The organism is Candidatus Saccharibacteria bacterium (assembly GCA_016191105.1).
GTDB lineage: Bacteria > Patescibacteriota > Saccharimonadia > CAILAD01 > BJGX01 > JACPPH01.
Window position 1 is genome coordinate 87,289 of sequence record JACPPH010000005.1, and the last position, 17,397, is coordinate 104,685.

Here is a 17,397-nt window from a genome sequence, read left to right on the forward strand (position 1 = left end):
AATGACTAATGCAAAAGTTATCCAAGACGCACCAAGGGCAATAGAGGTAATTAAAAACTCTGCTCAGTGGTTGGTAGATAGTGGTAAGGAGAATTCAAAATGGTGGGATCCAGCTAAACTCAGCCTGAATTTCTTCTGCCCCTACGCAAAAGCAGATGAATTTTATGTTTTATTAGTCGATAACCAACCAGCAGCGGCCGTGATATTGCAAGCTAAACAGAATATGCAAGACTGGAGTGCTGTAGATGGAAGTTCCAAACCAAAAGCCCTATATATCCACTATGTAGCTGTGCACAGAGATTTCGCCGGCCAAAACCTAGTTAAACACCTGATGGACTTTGCTACCAAACTGGCAAAGAAGCAAGCTCTTCAGGCTTTAAGGCTCGATACCAATGCTAATGAACCTAAACTTTGCGACTTATATGAGGGCCTAGGATTTAAAAGGGTTAAGGTGCTTAAAGAAGAGGGAGGTGCAACCGTGCTTTATGAGAAAAGATTAAAGCAATAAAACCGCTTGACATAAGATTAAAAACCAGATAATATAGTACTCAAGAGGAAGCTTAAACAACTAGAACCGGAGAACCCCAACAGGGAGTACCGCCGGTTTATTGTCGGTTTAGAAATGCCTCGGCTTCATTATACTCAAACCAAATAAAATTTGAATCACTTATCTAGAGGGAGAACAAAGCTTCATGCCTAAAGCTGCGGCGTCGAAACGTGTTTATCTAAACCAAGACAAAAACATACTACCCCTACCAAACCTAATTAAGATTCAAACCGACTCTTACGATTGGTTTGTAAAAGAGGGCTTGACCGAGTTATTCGAAGAAATTTCGCCTATCGAGGACTTTACCGGCAAAAAATTTGCCCTAAGTCTCAAAGATTATCACTTCGAAACCCCCAAAATAACTGAAGCTCAAGCTAAAGAGAAGAACATCTCTTATGAGGCCTCACTAAAAGTTAATATTGAGCTTTTAGTAAAAGAAACCGGCGAAGTCAAAACTCAAGAAATATTCTTGGGTGATTTTCCTATTATGACAGAGCGCGGCACCTTCATTATCAATGGCGTTGAGCGGGTAGTAGTAAGTCAACTAGTTCGATCCCCGGGAGTGTTCTTTACCATCGATGGCGGTGAGTACTTTGGAGCCAAGATAATTCCAAGCCGCGGCGCTTGGCTCGAGCTCGAGACTGGCCAAAACGGTGTTATGAACGTCAAGATCGATCGTAAACGTAAGCTTCCGGTCACCACCTTGCTGCGGGCTTTTGGATACGGCACCGACAGCGAAATTAAGCAACTATTTGCAGAGGTCGATAACGGTGAAGTTCGGTTTATCGATGAAACTCTGGCCAAAGACCCAACCAGTACTACAGCTGAGGCGTTGATGGAAGTTTACCGACGCATTCGACCTGGCGACATGGCTACGGTTGAAAACTCCAAGAGTCTTATAGACTCCATGTTTTTTGACTTTAAGCGCTACGACTTTAGCAAAGTTGGCCGCTACAAGACCAACAAGCGCTTAGGGTTGAACATTAAGAACGATCAAGCCGGCCGCACCCTACACAAAGAAGACTTTGTGGCTATTGTGGCCGAAGCCATTCGCCTAAGCAATGCCAAGGCTCAATCTGAAGACATTGACCACCTTGGCAACCGCCGACTCAAGATGGTGGGAGAGCTTATGCAGGGTAAATTCCGAGTTGGTTTACTACGTATGGAGCGAATCGTAAAAGACCGCATGAGTGTAGCCGATCCAACCACCATTATCCCGGGTCAGCTGGTAAATGTTCGCCCAATCGTGGCAAGTGTTAAGGAGTTCTTTGCTTCGCACCAACTAAGCCAGTTCATGGATCAGGTTAATCCGCTGGCCGAAATCGTACATAAACGCCGCTTGAATGCCATGGGTCCAGGTGGCTTGAACCGTGAGCGAGCTGGCTTTGAGGTTCGCGATGTGCATCGCACCCACTATGGCCGTATTTGCCCAATCGAAACACCTGAGGGTCCAAACATCGGTTTGGTTTCAGTTCTCTCAACTTATGCGCGCGTAAACGAATACGGGTTTATAGAAAGTCCTTACCTCAGAGTGTTGAATAAGGTAGAGCCAGCCAAAGCTGCGGGCGAAATTGCCAGCCGCCAGCTCAAAGACGACAAAGGCAATGTGGCAGTAAAACCAGGCGACAAAATTACTCCAGCGGCTGTTACCAAGCTTAAGAAAGCCGGCCTAGATCTGGTGCCAATTAAGGCTCGTTTAACCAGCACGGTTGATTATCTCGATGCTAGCGATGAAGAGAAAGCTGTAATTGCTCAGGCTAACACCCCAACTGATAGCAAAGGCTACTTTGTTCAAAGTCGTGTGTCGGTACGAGGAGTTGGTGGTGAAGCTGATGAAGAAGATGCCAATAGCGTTGATTATATGGACATCTCGAGTAAACAAATTGTTGGTGTTTCGGCTGCCCTAATACCTTTTTTAGAGCATGATAATGCTAAGCGCGCGCTTATGGGCGCCAACATGCAACGCCAAGCCGTGGCACTGGTACGACCAGAGTCACCAATTGTGGGTACCGGCATTGAGGCCAAAGTAGCCGAAGACTCAGGGCTGGTGGTTTTGGCCGAAACCGATGGCGAAGTAACTTCGGCCTCAGCTGACAGCATTACGGTCAAATACAAAACCGGATCAAGCAAAACCTATTCGCTTATTAATTTCGTGCGCTCAAACAATGGCTCTTGCATTCATCAGCGTACGGCTGTGGTGAGTGGCCAGAAGGTAAAAAGGGGCGACCTATTAGCCGATGGCATGAGCACTGTCGATGGCGAGCTGGCACTCGGTCAGAATGTGTTGGTAGCTTTTATGCCATTCGAGGGCTTGAATTACGAAGATGCGATCATTATTTCGCAACGCTTGGTGCAAGATGATCGGTACTCCTCGATCCACATTGAGACTCACCAAATCGATGTGCGCGACACCAAGCTTGGTTCAGAAGTTGTAACTCGCGACATTCCAAACGTATCTGAGGATTCGCTGCGCGATCTCGACGACACCGGCATTGTTCGGATTGGCGCCGAAGTAACGGCAGGCGATATATTGGTTGGTAAGATTACGCCCAAGGGTGAGACCGATCTAAGCAGTGAGGAGCGACTGCTACGAGCCATTTTTGGCGAGAAGGCTCGTGATGTTAAAGATACCAGCCTGAGACTGCCAAACGGTGCCACCGGCAAGGTGGTAGATGTTAAGATTTTAAGCCGTGATAGTGGCGACGATCTGGCGGCTGGTGTGATAGAGCAAATTTACGTTTCGGTAGCCGAGTTGCGCAAAATTTCGGTGGGCGATAAAATGGCCGGCCGACACGGCAATAAAGGAGTAATTTCAAAGATTTTGCCAATCGAGGATATGCCTTATGCCAAGGATGGCACACCAGTAGATATTATCTTGAACCCACTTGGCGTTGGTGCCCGTATGAATATTGGCCAGGTACTAGAAACGCACTTGGGCTGGGCCGCTGCTTGCTTGGGCTACAAGGTGGCCTCGCCGGTGTTTGATGGCGTCAGTCTCAAGCAAATTCGCGACGAGCTTAAAAAGGCTGGTTTGCCAGAAGACGGTAAAACCCAGCTGCTAAGTGGCTTTACAGGCGAACCATTTGCCGAGCGTACCACGATTGGCTACAAGTATATGCTTAAACTTCACCACATGGTTGACGATAAAATTCATGCTCGCTCAACCGGACCGTACGCCATGGTTACCCAGCAACCGCTAGGTGGTAAGGCCCAAATGGGCGGCCAGCGCTTTGGCGAGATGGAAGTCTGGGCTCTAGAAGCCTATGGTGCCTCGCACACCCTACAAGAGATTCTGACCATTAAGTCCGACGATGTAATTGGGCGATCCAAGGCCTATGAGGCGATTATTAAAAATGAAGAAATTAAAGGTCCTCGCATTCCAGAGTCGTTTAATGTCTTGGTTAAAGAGCTGCAGAGCTTAGCTCTAGCGGTTGATCTTGAGCGCACTCATCAGGTTGTTGATGCCGAAGAGGTAATTGCCGATGAGCTAGACGCCGAAGCCAAAGACCTGGCCGAAGACGGCTTGTTGGTTGGTGAAGCGGTTGAAGGTGAGGCTATAGTTGATATGGATGGACCAGCTGGCGATGAATTTGAGGCTTTAGCCGAAAACCAAAGCCATAAAAAATTAGCTAATGAAACTGAAGGAGAAAAATAATGGCCGCCACAACTCCTAATAACCAAAGCAACAAGACCGCTACGCCGCTTCACGACCAGCCAATTACCGACTTCGATGCCATTACTTTGAGCCTGGCTTCGCCAGATCATATGGCAGAATGGTCGCATGGCGAGGTTACCAAGCCAGAGACCATTAATTACCGCACGCAAAAACCCGAAAAAGACGGTTTGTTCTGCGAAAAAATCTTTGGCCCAACCAAAGACTGGCAATGTTATTGTGGTAAATACAAAGGCATTCGTTACAAAGGCATTGTTTGTGATAAATGCGGCGTGCTGGTAACCCGCAGCATTGTACGACGTGAGCGCATGGGCCACATTCAACTAGCCGTGCCGGTTGCTCATATTTGGTTCTTGCGTGGCACACCATCGGCCGTCAGCCTAATTTTAAATTTAAGCGTGCGTGATTTAGAGCGCGTGGTTTACTTTGCCAACTTTATTGTTACCGAGGTAAACGAGGTTGCCAAAACCAAGGCCCTCAAGGATTTAGAGGTTGATTATAAATCCCGGCAGGCCGATGTGCTTAAAAAACACAAGCTGAAATCAGCCAACGCCCCTGGTGCAGGCGACGACGTAAAACATGAACTCGAAGAGCTAGAAAACTCCTATCAAGGTGCCAAAACAGACCTGGCCAGCCTAGTAAAATACGAGCTTTTGCCAGAAAGCCGCTACCGTGAGCTCAACTTAAAATTTGGCGAGGTTTTTCGTGCCAGCATCGGCGCCGAAGCTATTCGTCAGTTGCTCGAAGAAGTTGATCTCAAAAGATTAGCCAAAGACTTGCAAGCCGAAGCCGAGGCCAGTGTGGGTCAAAAGAAAAAGAAAGCCCTAAAGCGACTTAAATCGGTTGAGGGTCTTATGAAGGCTGACTTGCGGCCCGAATGGATGATTATTACCACTCTGCCGGTTATTCCACCCGATCTGCGTCCAATGGTGCAGCTCGATGGTGGTCGCTTTGCCGCCTCAGATCTTAACGATCTGTACCGCCGGGTTATTAATCGCAACAACCGCCTTAAGAAGCTTTATGCCCTCGAGGCGCCAGAAGTAATTTGCCGCAATGAAAAGCGAATGCTGCAAGAGGCTGTCGATGCTCTAATCGACAACAACGCCCGTCGTGATCGAGCTGTTTCGGCTGCCGGTAGTCGAAAGAAACTCAAGAGTTTAACTGATTTACTCAAGGGTAAACAGGGGCGTTTTCGTCAGAACCTCTTGGGTAAGCGGGTTGATTACTCGGGCCGCTCCGTAATTGTTATTGGGCCCCATCTGCGGCTAGATCAGTGTGGGTTGCCCAAAATGATGGCGCTCGAGCTATTTAAACCGTTTGTTATCGGTAAGTTAATCGAACAAGGCTATGCTCACAATGTGAAGAGTGCTAGCCGCATGATTGAACGTGCGCGCAATGAAGTTTGGGATACGCTCGATGAAGTCATTGCCGGCAAACATGTGCTCTTAAACCGTGCGCCTACCCTGCACCGCCTGGGCATTCAGGCCTTTAAGCCGGTGCTGATCGAAGGTAAGGCTATTCAACTGCACCCACTGGTTTGCGAGGCTTTTAATGCCGACTTCGATGGCGATCAAATGGCTGTACACGTACCGCTGAGCGAAGCTGCACAAGCCGAAGCTCGCGAGATTATGCTTTCCCGTATTAACCTGCTTAAACCAGCCGATGGCAGCCCGGTAGTCAAGCCGAGCAAAGACATTGTACTAGGTTCATTCTTCTTAACTAGTGTTAAGGACGGACAAAAGGGCAGCGGCAAGATCTTTTCAGATGCCAAAGAGGCTATTTTGGCACATCAAGATGGTGCGGTAGACCTGCGGGCTGCTGTTAAGGTGAGAATTGATGGTAAGCTGGTCGACACCACTGTTGGCCGACTAATATTTAACGAAGCCCTCCCAGAAGGTATTGAGTTTGTAAACGAAACCCTAAACAAAGCCAAGCTTAAAAAAATCATGGCCGAAGTTTTTGCCAAGCTGGGCAAAGAGGCTACTGCCGAGCTTGCCGACAATATCAAGACTCTCGGTTTTAGCTACAGCACGCTTTCGGGCATGTCAATTGGTGCCGACGATCTGGTGGTGCCACAAACCCGCGATGGGTTAATCGCTGAGGGTGAAAAGAAGATTGTGGAATATGTAAAGCAGTATGAACAGGGTCTAATAACCAACGAAGAACGTCGGGCCCGTACCATCGGCACCTGGAAGCAAGTTGGTGAAAAGGTTGAGGCCGAGCTAGTCAAATCGCTTGAAGATAGTGATTCAACCTTGGCTATTGATATGGAATCAGGCGCCCGTGCTACCATGGCTCAGGTGAATCAGATGGCTGGCATGTTGGGCTTAATGCTTAACCCAACCGGCCAAACTATTGAGCTACCTATACGCAGCAACTACAAAGATGGTTTGTCGGTGTTAGAGTACTTTATTTCAACCCACGGTGCGCGCAAGGGCCTTACCGATACTGCTCTACGAACCGCTGAATCGGGCTATCTAACCCGGCGTCTGGTCGACGTTAGTCAGGATATTGTAATTGCCGAAGACGACTGTGGCGACAAGACCGGCTACTTAGTAACTCGTTCTGAAGCCTTAGCTGCTGGCGAAGAGGGCCTATCGAGCTGGATTGCTGGCCGTACCGCTTTAGAAAAAATTATCGATCCTAGTTCCAAAGAAGTGCTAGTAAAAGCCGGTATATTAATTGACGACCAGGCTGCCAAGAAGATCGACGAGCTTGGCTTGAATTCGGTTCGAATTCGCTCGATCTTAAAGTGTCAAAGCCAATGGGGGGTGTGCAAGAAGTGCTACGGTGTTGATTTGGCTACCGGCGAGCCAGTTCAGCCTGGTGAGGCCGTGGGTATTATGGCCGCCCAAAGTATTGGCGAGCCAGGTACTCAGCTAACCATGCGCACCATGCACTCTGGCGGTATTGCAGCTGAAGATATCACCCAGGGTCTGCCGCGTGTCGAAGAGATCTTTGAGGCTCGTTCACCCAAAGGCCAAGCCATATTGGCCGAGCTCGATGGCGTGGTGCAGATTAAGCGCAGCGAGGGCAAGCAAATAGTAACTGTGTTGCCAGCGGATCAAAAAGTCACTACCTATGACCTAACCGGCATGAAACCGCAGATTAAAACTGGCGCCCATGTAACCCGCGGCGAGCTATTGGCTAAGGCCGAAACCGGCCGCAAAACCATAAAAGCCGGTGCTGCTGGTACGGTTAAGGTTGGCAAATCTGCCATCGAGTTGGTGCACGAAGGTGGCGGTGGTCGCGAATACAGCCTGGGTGAGTATGTAAATATCGAAGTCAAAAACGGCGACCTAGTAACGGCTGGCCAGCGACTGACAGAAGGCTCGGTCAACTTGCAAGATATGCTTAAGCTACTGGGTGAAGAAGCCGTACAGCGCTACATTATCGACGAAGTTCAGGCTATTTACCTCAGTCAAGGTCAGGCTATTGCGGCCAAACACATCGAGGTAATTATTCGCCAGATGTTTAGCAAAGTTCGCATTGAAGAGCCCAACGGCACCAGCTTTATCTCGGGCGATGTAGTTAGCAAAACTGTGCTTATGCAAGAAAACCGGCAAGCCATTACCAAGAAGGACAAACCGGCTACCTTCGAGCAATTGCTGTTGCCAATTACTAAGATCTCGACCGGCTCAGATAGTTGGCTAAGTGCCGCTTCGTTCCAAGAAACCACTCGCGTATTAATTACAGCTGCTATGCGTGGCAAGAAAGATCACTTGCATGGTCTGAAAGAGAATGTGATTATCGGCCGACTCATACCAGTAGGCACGGGCTTTCGTAATGCCGACAAGGACGATAAGTAATCTTGACCCTGCGGCCTAAATCTGATAAACTCACTACTTGTATATGCCAACAATTAACCAACTAATCCGTAAGCCACGAACCGACAAGGTTCGCAAAACCAAATCGCCAGCCCTTGGTAAGAGTTTTAATGCTCTTAAGGTTAAGACTCGACCGGTAAACTCGCCGTTTAAGCGTGGGGTGTGTGTTAAGGTTTACACCCAAACTCCGCGTAAACCAAACTCGGCTCTTCGTAAGGTCGCCCGTGTGCGCCTAACCAACGGCATGGAGGTTACGGCCTACATTCCTGGCGAAGGCCACAACCTGCAAGAGCACTCCGTGGTGCTGGTGCGCGGTGGCCGGGTTAAAGACCTTGGTGGGGTGCGCTATCACATTGTGCGCGGTGCGCTCGATACCGCTGGTGTGGCCGATCGCAAACGTGGGCGTAGCAAATACGGCACTAAGCTAGACAAGAAAAAGGGTTAATTAAGAAATGCCACGCAAAACTACCAAATCTCTCAAACGCGAAATTACTCCAGATCTTAAGTACCAAAGTGTGCTGGTTACCAAGACCATCAACAAGGTAATGTTTGATGGTAAAAAGCAACTTGCCGAACGCTTAGTTTATAGTGCAATTGAAAGTGCTAGCGCTAAGGTTAAAAAAGAACCGGTCGAAGTGCTCGAAACCGCGGTTAAGAATGTCAGCCCACAGGTGATGGTTAAAAGTAAACGTATTGGTGGCGCCAACTACCAGGTGCCAATGGAAGTTAAGGGTGATCGCAAGGTTCACTATGCGCTCATGTGGATTCTAGACAGTGCTCGTACTAAAAAGGGCCAGAGTTTCGACAAAAAACTAGCCAACGAGTTAGCCTCGGCCTATGCCAATGAGGGCGATGCTGTTAAGAAGAAGCAAGATGCTCACCAGATGGCCGAAGCCAACAAAGCCTTCGCTCATTTTGCCCGCTACTAGCGGCACATTTTCAGAACGAATTACGGCGTTATAGCAAAAACCGCAAGACATTCACCGTAGGTCTACTACGACTCATGCTTGCGGTTTTTGCATGCCTTGTACTTCATTACTGAAAAAGTGCCTTATCTTAATGTAGAGTGCGACGAGCCCCGACGAATCGGGTGCCCGTCGGGGCTTCAGTTTTTGACGACAGGACAGATTTTGTCGTGTTCGTCCATATCAGTTTCGAGCACCTGACGCTCGCACCGGCAGCAAACCACAACCACCACCAGCTTGTAGTTGAGCCTGTAGTCTCTCTTTGACAAGCTCAGACGCTGAACATAGTCGGGGTGAGCGACATATCGGCGAATATCGCTGCGGTAGTCAACGATAGGACCGAATGACTCCTGGATTCTACGCAGGGTTTGCTCGAATCCGCTAATGGAGTCTGTGCTGTGCATGGCAGCGCTTCCACGCGGGATTTGGCTTGGCTCAAGGGTTGAGCACCACTCTTTATACAAATCTCTGAGTTGTTTTTCCGTCAGGCCTTCGGGGTGTTCTTCGAGGGCTTTGACTATGTACATATACACGAGTTTCTCCTCTGTCGGTCAAAGCAGGTTGATCAGGTACTCATCGCCCCAAATGTTCATGGGGTGTAGGTTGAGGCTAGTGGCGATTTGGTTGGCTGTATCTATGCGAATACGGTGCTTGCCGTGTCGCCACCGGTTCACGGTTTCGCGCGACACTCCCAAGCGCTTGGCCATTTGCACATCATTGGTGCGCGACAGTGCGGCGAAGAGTGACTGGGGGTCGAGCGTGGATTGTTTGCGTGGCATGACTCTACTTCCTTTCTTCAAGTTTAATTCTTGCTAGCACCAACCCGGACTGGTTGGGGCAGGCCTTGTGCTTCAGCCCACTGAGTAACGGCTGGGGGCCAAAAGTCGGTGCCTATGCTTTGAGTCCAGACCTCACGAACGGCTAGCTCGGGCATATCTACAATGACGTCAATGTGTTCGGGCAGTTTGCAATCGGGGCAGGTGGTGTAGACTTCTTCGGGCCGGCCTTGCACGTGCACTACCTGTAATTGGCTCTCTGGCACTAGGTGGGTTATGAAGGCGTCGACCGTGCAAAGCCCCAGCCCGTGTTCGATTAACGACTTTATTACTATTTGTCGGAGCTGTTGGTTGTAAGCTTGTACTGCCGTGTCGATCACTCGGTGGGTCGAAACTTCGGTTTTAGCTTGTTGGTTGTTTTGGTCGAGCTGTTCTATAAACTGCTTGACAGTTTGCAGAGCAACTAGGTCGTATAGTTGTATCATTTTTAAATCTCCTTGCTTAAAATTTCAAAAAAAAATTAATTGACGTTTTGAGCTACGAACTAATTTTCAAGGTACGCCCATAGCATAAGTCCGATCAATTTAACCTTCTAGACTAGACCTTTTGACGTAATTTAAGTTGAGTCAAAATCATTGACTTAATTGTCACACCCACTGTGCTACACTGAGTGTAATGATGCACATAATTCAAAAAGAAATCCTGGCCAAACTAATAGGCGCCAAAAGCCTCCGGTTTTCTCAACTCAAACCGGTAGATATTGAGAGTAATCACTTTATGTATCACTTGCGAGCCCTGATTCGCGAAGGCTTGGTCGAAAAAAAACCAACCGGGGAGTATTCGCTTACCACCGAGGGCAAACTCTATGCCGACCAAGTTAACCTCAAAACTCTAAAAGTTCGGCGGCAACCCAAGATAGTTACCTTGGTGGCAGTACAGAACAAAGAGGGGAATTGGTTATTATATAAGCGCAACCACCAGCCGCTGATTAATCAAATTGGCTTTCCCTACGGCAAACTCCACTTGGGCGAAACGGTTAACGAGGCGGCCGAACGTGAGTTACTCGAAAAAACAGGCCTTAAATGCAAATTAACCCACAAGGGCGATGGCTATATTATTATGCACGAAGACGGCAAGCCAGTGAGCCAGATTTGTTTCCACTTGTTTTATGGCAAAAACCCGACCGGGAATATGAAGACCGAGACACACTATGGCAAGATCTTTTGGTCTAAACCAGGCGAGGATTTTAAAACCAAGCCGCATATGGCGGCCCTGCATGATTTAGTGAAGCTGGCCAGCCGTAAACAAAAAGACAGATTTTTTGCCGAACTAACTTATAAATAATTGCATATAAATGGAGAAGCCCCGGCCGAAGCCGGGGTCTCCGGTCTCGATCGGGGCGATGTTGCGTTCGCTCGCTTATGGCTCAGTTCTTTACGCGCCTGACCTCCTCCCTCAGGAACTCCTCGAGCTCCTTCATGAGTTTGCATTCGGCCTCACGCAGGGCCCTCTCGGCTTTCTGGGGATCCTTCTCGTCCACGACAGGCTGTTGAGGTTGCACGGTCCACAGCTGTTTGCCATGATTGCTGAAGACGTTGATTTCGACGGGGCGGATCGTGCTAGCCACCTCGCCGATCTCAAATCGAGTCTTCGGATCGCGACCAGCTGACTTCGGCGAAGCCACAACGACCTTCTTCACCAGGTCATCGTTGTTGCAGATTCGGCCGAAGATTGAGCCTGTGCCTGGCAACAGCGGGCTACCGCTGTGCTTTACTTTGGCCGCTCCCTTGAGTGTGGCTACTTTCTGTTTTCCCATCTGCTTCCTCCTCTGTAGTCGGATGGGCTTACTTGGACTGCTGGATGTCTATGTGGTCGAGCGAGTGTTGCTCATGGTGGCGAAAAGCTTCTTCTTGCAGATCGTCTTTGGTGATATCGATCTGGTCGAGCACCAGCTGTAGCTGCGGGTGGATGAGCAGTTGCGAGCTCACCAACAGATCTATCAGCTTGAGTAGCCAAACGACAGCCAACGACTTTGACTCATCAGCGTCGGTATCGGAGACCAGGCTCCAATACTTCTTGCCACTTGCAACCAGCCACCCCTCGATCTCGTGGTAGCTGGTGTCTACGTCGTGAGGCGCAACACTGCTATCGACCAACTTTGCCAGATCTAGCGCAAACGCTAGACCACCCTGGCGACAGAGGTCGACATAATGCATGGCCTCGTGGTGCGCGCGGGATTTAGTTAGCACGTTTTCACCTCCTCCCGGAGTTGTAGGAAACATTCTTGCGAACAGATTACATATTAACATAAAAGAGTTAAAAGTCAACAGATTAGACCCAGCCACTTGTATCTGTTGGCTAAATTTGCTATACTAGCTCAAAAGCCGCATGCGGCAGTTTTTAAGTTTGCTTTACAGTTAACCTGTCATTCTGAACGAACGTGAAGAATCTCTGAGATCCTTCGTTAACACTCAGGATGACAAAGGAGAAAAGGATAATTTATGGCGCGCGAATATAGTTTAGAAGACACACGTAATATTGGTATTATTGCCCACATCGATGCCGGTAAAACCACCGTAACCGAAGGTGTTTTGTATCGCACTGGCCGGGTGCACAAGATTGGCGAGGTTCACGAAGGTGAGGCTACCATGGATTGGATGGAACAAGAACGCGAGCGTGGCATTACCATTACCAGTGCTGCTACAACTTGTTTTTGGAAAGACAAGCGCATAAACATTATCGATACCCCGGGGCACATCGACTTTACAGTCGAGGTTGAACGCAGCCTTCGTGTGCTCGACGGTGCGGTTACGGTTTTTGACGGCAAAATGGGTGTAGAGCCACAGTCCGAAACTGTTTGGCGCCAGGCCGACAAATACGGCGTGCCGCGCATTTGCTTTATTAACAAGATAAACCAAACTGGCGGTGACTTTTATAAATCACTCGAAAGCATTCATGAGCGCTTGAGCAAACACGCCTACCCAATTCATCTACCAATTGGCTTTGAACAAGAGATAAGCGGCGTGATTGATCTGATTGCTATGAAGGCCTACACCTACAAAGAATATGTCGACAGGGAGTTGGTAGAGGGCGAAATCCCCGATGACATGAAAGAAAAGGCCCAGAACTATCGACGCCACCTTATTGAGGCTGCAGTTGAGGCCGACGATGCCATAATGGAAAAATATCTCGAAGGCACCGAACTTACCGACGACGAAATCAAAGCTTGTATTCGCAAAAGTGTACTGCGTGGTGACTTCTTTATCGTATCTGGTGGTGATGGTCGCGGGGTGATTGTTGAAAAACTGCTCGACATTGTTACCGAATACTTGCCAAACCCGCTCGATATAACGCCACCACTAGCAGTCGACGAAAAGACGGGTGACGAAAAGGTGCTGCAGGTAAGCGACGAAGCTCCGTTTGCCGCACTGGCCTTTAAAATTGCCACCGACCCATTTGTGGGTAAGCTGGCGTTCTTTCGCGTTTACTCGGGCACCCTTAGTTCGGGCAGCTACATTCTAAACCCCAGCACCGGTGAAAAAGAGCGTATTGGGCGAATCTTGCGCATGCATGCCAACCAACGCGAAGAGGTAAAAGAAGTATTTGCTGGCGAAATCGCTGCCGCTGTCGGGCTTAAAAACACCGTTACGGGCAATACCCTGTGCGACCCTTCGCACCCTGTAGTCCTAGAGAGCATTACCTTCCCTGAGCCAGTTATTAGTATTGCCATCGAGCCCAAAACTAAGGCCGACCAAGAAAAGATGGGTATTGCCCTGAGTCGTCTGGCCGAAGAAGACCCTACATTTAAAGTCCACTCCGACGAAGACAGCGGCCAAACCATTATCGACGGCATGGGCGAACTCCACCTCGAAGTAATTGTTGATCGTATGAAACGCGAGTTTAAGGTTGAGGCCAACGTTGGCCGACCGCAAGTGGCTTACCGTGAAACTATTAAGGGCACTGCCCAGGTCGAGGGCAAGTTTGTGCGACAATCTGGTGGTCGTGGTCAATACGGTCATGTTTGGCTCGAGCTCAGTCCTTTAGTCAAAACAGAAGAAGACGACAAAGGCAAGATATTTGAATTTCAGAATGCCATTGTAGGTGGCGTAATCCCCAAAGAATACATCAATCCCGTCGAACAAGGCATAAAAGAAGCCATGCAAAACGGTGTGTTGGCCGGCTACCCTGTGGTAGATATTCACTGCAAGCTCTACGATGGTAGCTATCACGAAGTCGACTCCTCAGAAATAGCCTTTAAGATTGCTGGCTCCATGGCCCTGCAAGAAGGTGTGCGTAAGGCTCAACCAGCCATTCTAGAGCCAGTTATGAAAGTCGAGGTTATTACCCCCGAGGAGTTTATGGGCGATGTAATTGGCGACATCAATGCCAAACGCGGTCGAGTAGAGCAAATGGAAGACCGCATGGGCGCCAAGGTGGTTGATGCTTTTGTGCCGCTAGCCGAAATGTTTGGCTATGCCACCAGCTTGCGATCTATGACCCAAGGCCGTGCGGCTTACAGCATGGAATTCGATCACTACGCCGAAGTTCCTGGTAATGTGGCTGAAGAGCTTAAGGGTAAATATACTGCTGCTAGGGAGGAGGGAAGGTAAACTCCCTCTTAGTCATCCCGGACTTGATCTGGGATCTCCGAAAAAGACCTTAGGGTCTTTTTTGTTATAATGTTACTGACCGACTAGCTCCGAAAGCGAGGCGCAATGCCCTCTACATTGGAACCACACGACTGGAATGAGACCGTTGCGTGGGGGATCGAGCAGGTTCTGTCTGGAAAGACCGCCGAATGCCGCTCCCTGAAGGATCTCGAGCGGCTGATTGCCGCGCGGTTTCGCGAAGAACGCCAATCCAGCAGCGACAACCATCATTACACAACGCCAGTAACCACTCCTGGTATGTGTGCCGAGACGATCCTGTGGATGCAAGCCAACGATCATCCAGGCTTTCCGCTGGTGGAGGGTCTTCATGAAGAGGCAGCTGCCTACTACGCGGAGACACATTCAAAGCAATAGGTCTGGGGTCGATACCACACATTGTCTGCGAGGAAAAGAGAAGTCACACCAATGACGTTCCCGCCTCGCGGGCTCTTTTTCGTTTATGCTTGTATTTTTTGCTAAATTGGCGAATAATACCGACCACACTCCGTGAGAACGGTTGTGAGGGCTGCCCGGATGTTTTAGGGCAGGGAAGCGGAGTATTGTCAGTGTCGGCTCTACCGAAAGAGAGACCCGAATGCCGAACGACGATACGCCCAAAGCAGCATCCGAAGAAGTAACTACCGAAGACAAGTTGGCGGCTCTGGCCGAGGACTCTGAGCTAGATCGCGCCGATCTGATTCGAGCTCTTCGCCAGACAGCTGATCTTCTGGAGCAACTCGAAGTTGATGTAGCGGAGCCGGCAGACCTAGATAACCCCAGGGTTCGCCAGGTGTTAATGGCCGAGGTACAGGAGCTAACGGGGCGAAAGCCCTCGAGGCAGCCGAGCCCAGACCATCCCGATCCGACCCGTCACCCCTCAGCCCATATGCCCGAAGGGACGGGCAAACCAGCTGATCCAGGGTCGCTCAAACGACTCCGCAACCGCATTGCCAACGAGGAGGTGGCTCAGCGCATGTTCGACGACAAGCCAGATCCACCAGTAGCCTCCTGATCAATCGCTCACGGCTAAATGGCTCTCACTCCTTTGCGGGGTGGGGGTCATAGCCATTAATGACCAAGAACAATGCTGTTAAAAAAGCCTTTACAAACTGCAAGATTGCACATATAATAAACAAGTCTAAATAAAAGGGCATTTTTTATATTGCCCAAAATTTATTACTAAATCTAACCGAGGAATTAGGAGAAAAAATGGCAGATTTTAAGCGCGATAAAACCCACGTCAATGTTGGTACTATTGGCCACGTTGACCACGGTAAAACTACGCTGACCGCAGCGATCACTACATATTTGGCTAAATCAGGTAAGGCCGAGGCTCGCAAATACGCTGAGATCGATAACGCTCCCGAAGAAAAAGAGCGTGGAATTACTATTGCAACTAGCCACCAGGAGTACGAAACCGACAAGCGCCACTACGCTCACGTCGACTGCCCTGGTCACGCCGACTATGTTAAGAACATGATCACTGGTGCCGCTCAGATGGACGCCGCCATTTTGGTGGTAAGCGCTGCCGACGGTCCTATGCCTCAAACTCGCGAACACATTCTGCTTGCCAGCCAAGTAGGTGTTAAGCAGATCCTGGTGTACATGAACAAAATGGACATGGCCGACCCCGAACTAGCCGAACTAGTCGAAGTTGAAATCCGCGAACTGCTGGACAAATACGGCTACCCAGGAGACAAAACCCCTGTTGTTAAGGGCTCGGCTCTTAAGGCTCTCGAAGGCGATGCCGACAACGAAAAAACCATCCAAGAACTCCTAGACAAAATGGATGAGTACATTGAAGACCCAGTACGCGATCTCGACAAGCCATTTCTTATGCCGATCGAAGACGTGTTCTCAATTAAAGGTCGTGGTACAGTTGCCACCGGTCGTGTTGAGCGCGGTGTAGTTAAGGTTAACGAAGAAGTTGAAATTGTAGGTATTAAAGACACCACCAAGAGTGTGGTAACTGGTGTAGAGATGTTTAAAAAGCTTCTAGACCAAGGTCAAGCTGGCGACAACGTTGGCGTACTGCTTCGTGGTGTAGAGCGCGAAGACATTGAGCGCGGTCAAGTTTTGGCCAAGCCAGGCACTATTACTCCCCATACTGAATTCGACTGCGAAGTGTATGTGCTCAAAAAAGAAGAAGGTGGTCGACACACGCCATTCTTCAAGGGCTACAAACCACAGTTTTACTTCCGAACTACCGATGTAACTGGCGAAGTTGAGCTACCAGAAGGCACCGAGATGGTTATGCCTGGCGACAACATCAGCGTAAAGGTTAAACTAATCACTCCAATCGCCATGGATGAGGGTCAACGCTTCGCCATTCGCGAAGGTGGCCGCACCGTAGGCTCTGGAGTCGTAACGAAAATAAGTAAATAACTCAAGCAAGTAAACTCCAACTAACCAAAGCACCTTACAACAATGCCAGAAAAAACCGAAAAACAACGCATCCGGATCAAGCTCAAGGCCTACGATAGCAAGATTATCGATCAGTCGGCCAAGCAGATTATTGATACCGCAGTGCGAACTGGTGCCAATGTAGCCGGGCCTATCCCGCTACCAACCGAGAAGAGTAAGTACACGGTTTTGAGCAGCCCGTTTGTTTTTAAAGACGCGCGCGAGCAGTTCGAGATGCGCACTCACAAACGACTGATCGACATCACCGAGCCCACACCTAAAACAATTGACTCGTTGATGAACCTGAGCTTGCCAGCTGGCGTAGATATCGAAATCAAGATGTAAAACAAAGCAGAGAAGCCCCGAAAGGGGCTTTTTTGATACAATTAGACATAAAAAAGCAGAACTAGACACTTGGGTTCTTTAAACTAAAACGGAACAAGCCTTACAATTAGGTTGCAAACTAACAACTTAACGAAAGGACTTGTTCCATGTATACATTACTAAATTTACCTCAGGATAACCAGGAGTGTGTTGAGCTGGTGGTACATCAACTC

Annotated in this window: 16 protein-coding genes; 11 read left to right on the forward strand and 5 right to left on the reverse strand. The window is 49.1% G+C overall.

Annotation, left to right across the window (positions count from 1 at the left end):
* Position 1 precedes the first annotated feature (1 nt).
* The 5 genes from HYX70_03040 (at position 2) to rpsG (ending at position 8,976) form a co-directional block, all read left to right on the forward strand.
* Positions 2-508: a GNAT family N-acetyltransferase gene (locus tag HYX70_03040; GenBank protein MBI2798249.1), complete on the forward strand. Its 507-nt coding sequence runs from the start codon at positions 2-4 to the stop codon at positions 506-508.
* A 184-nt stretch (positions 509-692) separates the two neighbouring features.
* Positions 693-4,202, forward strand: a complete 3,510-nt coding sequence (locus HYX70_03045) for a DNA-directed RNA polymerase subunit beta (protein ID MBI2798250.1) — start codon at positions 693-695, stop codon at positions 4,200-4,202.
* The gene (gene rpoC / locus HYX70_03050; protein MBI2798251.1) at positions 4,202-8,029 is read left to right on the forward strand and encodes a DNA-directed RNA polymerase subunit beta'; all 3,828 of its coding nucleotides are present in this window, start codon (positions 4,202-4,204) and stop codon (positions 8,027-8,029) included. The genes HYX70_03045 and rpoC overlap by 1 nt, the downstream gene beginning before the upstream one ends.
* A gap of 43 nt (positions 8,030-8,072) precedes the next feature.
* A complete protein-coding gene (gene rpsL, locus HYX70_03055) occupies positions 8,073-8,492 on the forward strand; it encodes a 30S ribosomal protein S12 (protein ID MBI2798252.1) in 420 nt (139 codons plus the stop codon).
* Between the two features lie 7 nt (positions 8,493-8,499).
* Positions 8,500-8,976, forward strand: coding sequence for a 30S ribosomal protein S7 (gene rpsG / locus HYX70_03060; GenBank protein ID MBI2798253.1), 477 nt, complete (start codon positions 8,500-8,502; stop codon positions 8,974-8,976).
* A gap of 176 nt (positions 8,977-9,152) precedes the next feature.
* Here rpsG and HYX70_03065 read toward each other — a convergent pair whose 3' ends face one another.
* From HYX70_03065 to HYX70_03075, 3 genes are read right to left on the reverse strand one after another with little or no spacing between them, the layout of a single operon-like run.
* On the reverse strand, positions 9,153-9,545 hold the full coding sequence (locus HYX70_03065) for a hypothetical protein (GenBank protein ID MBI2798254.1): 393 nt from the start codon (positions 9,543-9,545) through the stop codon (positions 9,153-9,155).
* Positions 9,546-9,563: 18 nt separating this feature from the next.
* A complete protein-coding gene (locus HYX70_03070; protein MBI2798255.1) occupies positions 9,564-9,791 on the reverse strand; it encodes a helix-turn-helix transcriptional regulator in 228 nt (75 codons plus the stop codon).
* 23 nt (positions 9,792-9,814) lie between these two features.
* Positions 9,815-10,273 (reverse strand): hypothetical protein, encoded by a 459-nt coding sequence (locus HYX70_03075; GenBank protein MBI2798256.1) that lies wholly within the window; start codon positions 10,271-10,273, stop codon positions 9,815-9,817.
* Positions 10,274-10,463: 190 nt separating this feature from the next.
* On the opposite strand from HYX70_03075, the gene HYX70_03080 reads away from it, so the two are divergent.
* On the forward strand, positions 10,464-11,132 hold the full coding sequence (locus HYX70_03080) for an NUDIX domain-containing protein (GenBank protein ID MBI2798257.1): 669 nt from the start codon (positions 10,464-10,466) through the stop codon (positions 11,130-11,132).
* Positions 11,133-11,214: 82 nt separating this feature from the next.
* On the opposite strand, the gene HYX70_03085 is transcribed toward HYX70_03080, so the two are convergent.
* Both HYX70_03085 and HYX70_03090 read right to left on the reverse strand, forming a co-directional pair.
* Positions 11,215-11,604, reverse strand: coding sequence for a hypothetical protein (locus tag HYX70_03085; GenBank protein MBI2798258.1), 390 nt, complete (start codon positions 11,602-11,604; stop codon positions 11,215-11,217).
* A 28-nt stretch (positions 11,605-11,632) separates the two neighbouring features.
* Entirely contained in the window at positions 11,633-12,070 is a 438-nt protein-coding gene (locus tag HYX70_03090) for a hypothetical protein (GenBank protein MBI2798259.1), read from the reverse strand.
* A 219-nt stretch (positions 12,071-12,289) separates the two neighbouring features.
* On the opposite strand from HYX70_03090, the gene fusA reads away from it, so the two are divergent.
* The 5 genes from fusA to rpsJ all read left to right on the forward strand — a co-directional run bounded on the left by fusA (position 12,290) and on the right by rpsJ (position 17,185).
* The gene (fusA, locus tag HYX70_03095) at positions 12,290-14,398 is read left to right on the forward strand and encodes an elongation factor G (protein ID MBI2798260.1); all 2,109 of its coding nucleotides are present in this window, start codon (positions 12,290-12,292) and stop codon (positions 14,396-14,398) included.
* A gap of 117 nt (positions 14,399-14,515) precedes the next feature.
* Positions 14,516-14,812: a hypothetical protein gene (locus tag HYX70_03100; protein MBI2798261.1), complete on the forward strand. Its 297-nt coding sequence runs from the start codon at positions 14,516-14,518 to the stop codon at positions 14,810-14,812.
* A 220-nt stretch (positions 14,813-15,032) separates the two neighbouring features.
* A complete protein-coding gene (locus tag HYX70_03105; protein MBI2798262.1) occupies positions 15,033-15,449 on the forward strand; it encodes a hypothetical protein in 417 nt (138 codons plus the stop codon).
* A gap of 197 nt (positions 15,450-15,646) precedes the next feature.
* Positions 15,647-16,822, forward strand: a complete 1,176-nt coding sequence (gene tuf / locus HYX70_03110) for an elongation factor Tu (GenBank protein MBI2798263.1) — start codon at positions 15,647-15,649, stop codon at positions 16,820-16,822.
* A 42-nt stretch (positions 16,823-16,864) separates the two neighbouring features.
* Positions 16,865-17,185, forward strand: coding sequence for a 30S ribosomal protein S10 (gene rpsJ, locus HYX70_03115; protein ID MBI2798264.1), 321 nt, complete (start codon positions 16,865-16,867; stop codon positions 17,183-17,185).
* Positions 17,186-17,397: the final 212 nt, after the last annotated feature.

Bases quoted from the DNA above. Each gene is read 5' to 3' on its own strand.
- tuf (MBI2798263.1), top strand. From the start codon at position 15,647: ATGGCAGATTTTAAGCGCGATAAAACCCACGTCAATGTTGGTACTATT.
- HYX70_03075 (MBI2798256.1), bottom strand. From the start codon at position 10,273: ATGATACAACTATACGACCTAGTTGCTCTGCAAACTGTCAAGCAGTTT.
- rpoC (MBI2798251.1), top strand. From the start codon at position 4,202: ATGGCCGCCACAACTCCTAATAACCAAAGCAACAAGACCGCTACGCCG.
- HYX70_03105 (MBI2798262.1), top strand. From the start codon at position 15,033: ATGCCGAACGACGATACGCCCAAAGCAGCATCCGAAGAAGTAACTACC.
- HYX70_03085 (MBI2798258.1), bottom strand. From the start codon at position 11,604: ATGGGAAAACAGAAAGTAGCCACACTCAAGGGAGCGGCCAAAGTAAAG.
- HYX70_03080 (MBI2798257.1), top strand. From the start codon at position 10,464: ATGATGCACATAATTCAAAAAGAAATCCTGGCCAAACTAATAGGCGCC.
- HYX70_03070 (MBI2798255.1), bottom strand. From the start codon at position 9,791: ATGCCACGCAAACAATCCACGCTCGACCCCCAGTCACTCTTCGCCGCA.
- HYX70_03040 (MBI2798249.1), top strand. From the start codon at position 2: ATGACTAATGCAAAAGTTATCCAAGACGCACCAAGGGCAATAGAGGTA.
- HYX70_03090 (MBI2798259.1), bottom strand. From the start codon at position 12,070: ATGTTTCCTACAACTCCGGGAGGAGGTGAAAACGTGCTAACTAAATCC.
- rpsG (MBI2798253.1), top strand. From the start codon at position 8,500: ATGCCACGCAAAACTACCAAATCTCTCAAACGCGAAATTACTCCAGAT.
- fusA (MBI2798260.1), top strand. From the start codon at position 12,290: ATGGCGCGCGAATATAGTTTAGAAGACACACGTAATATTGGTATTATT.
- rpsJ (MBI2798264.1), top strand. From the start codon at position 16,865: ATGCCAGAAAAAACCGAAAAACAACGCATCCGGATCAAGCTCAAGGCC.
- HYX70_03045 (MBI2798250.1), top strand. From the start codon at position 693: ATGCCTAAAGCTGCGGCGTCGAAACGTGTTTATCTAAACCAAGACAAA.
- rpsL (MBI2798252.1), top strand. From the start codon at position 8,073: ATGCCAACAATTAACCAACTAATCCGTAAGCCACGAACCGACAAGGTT.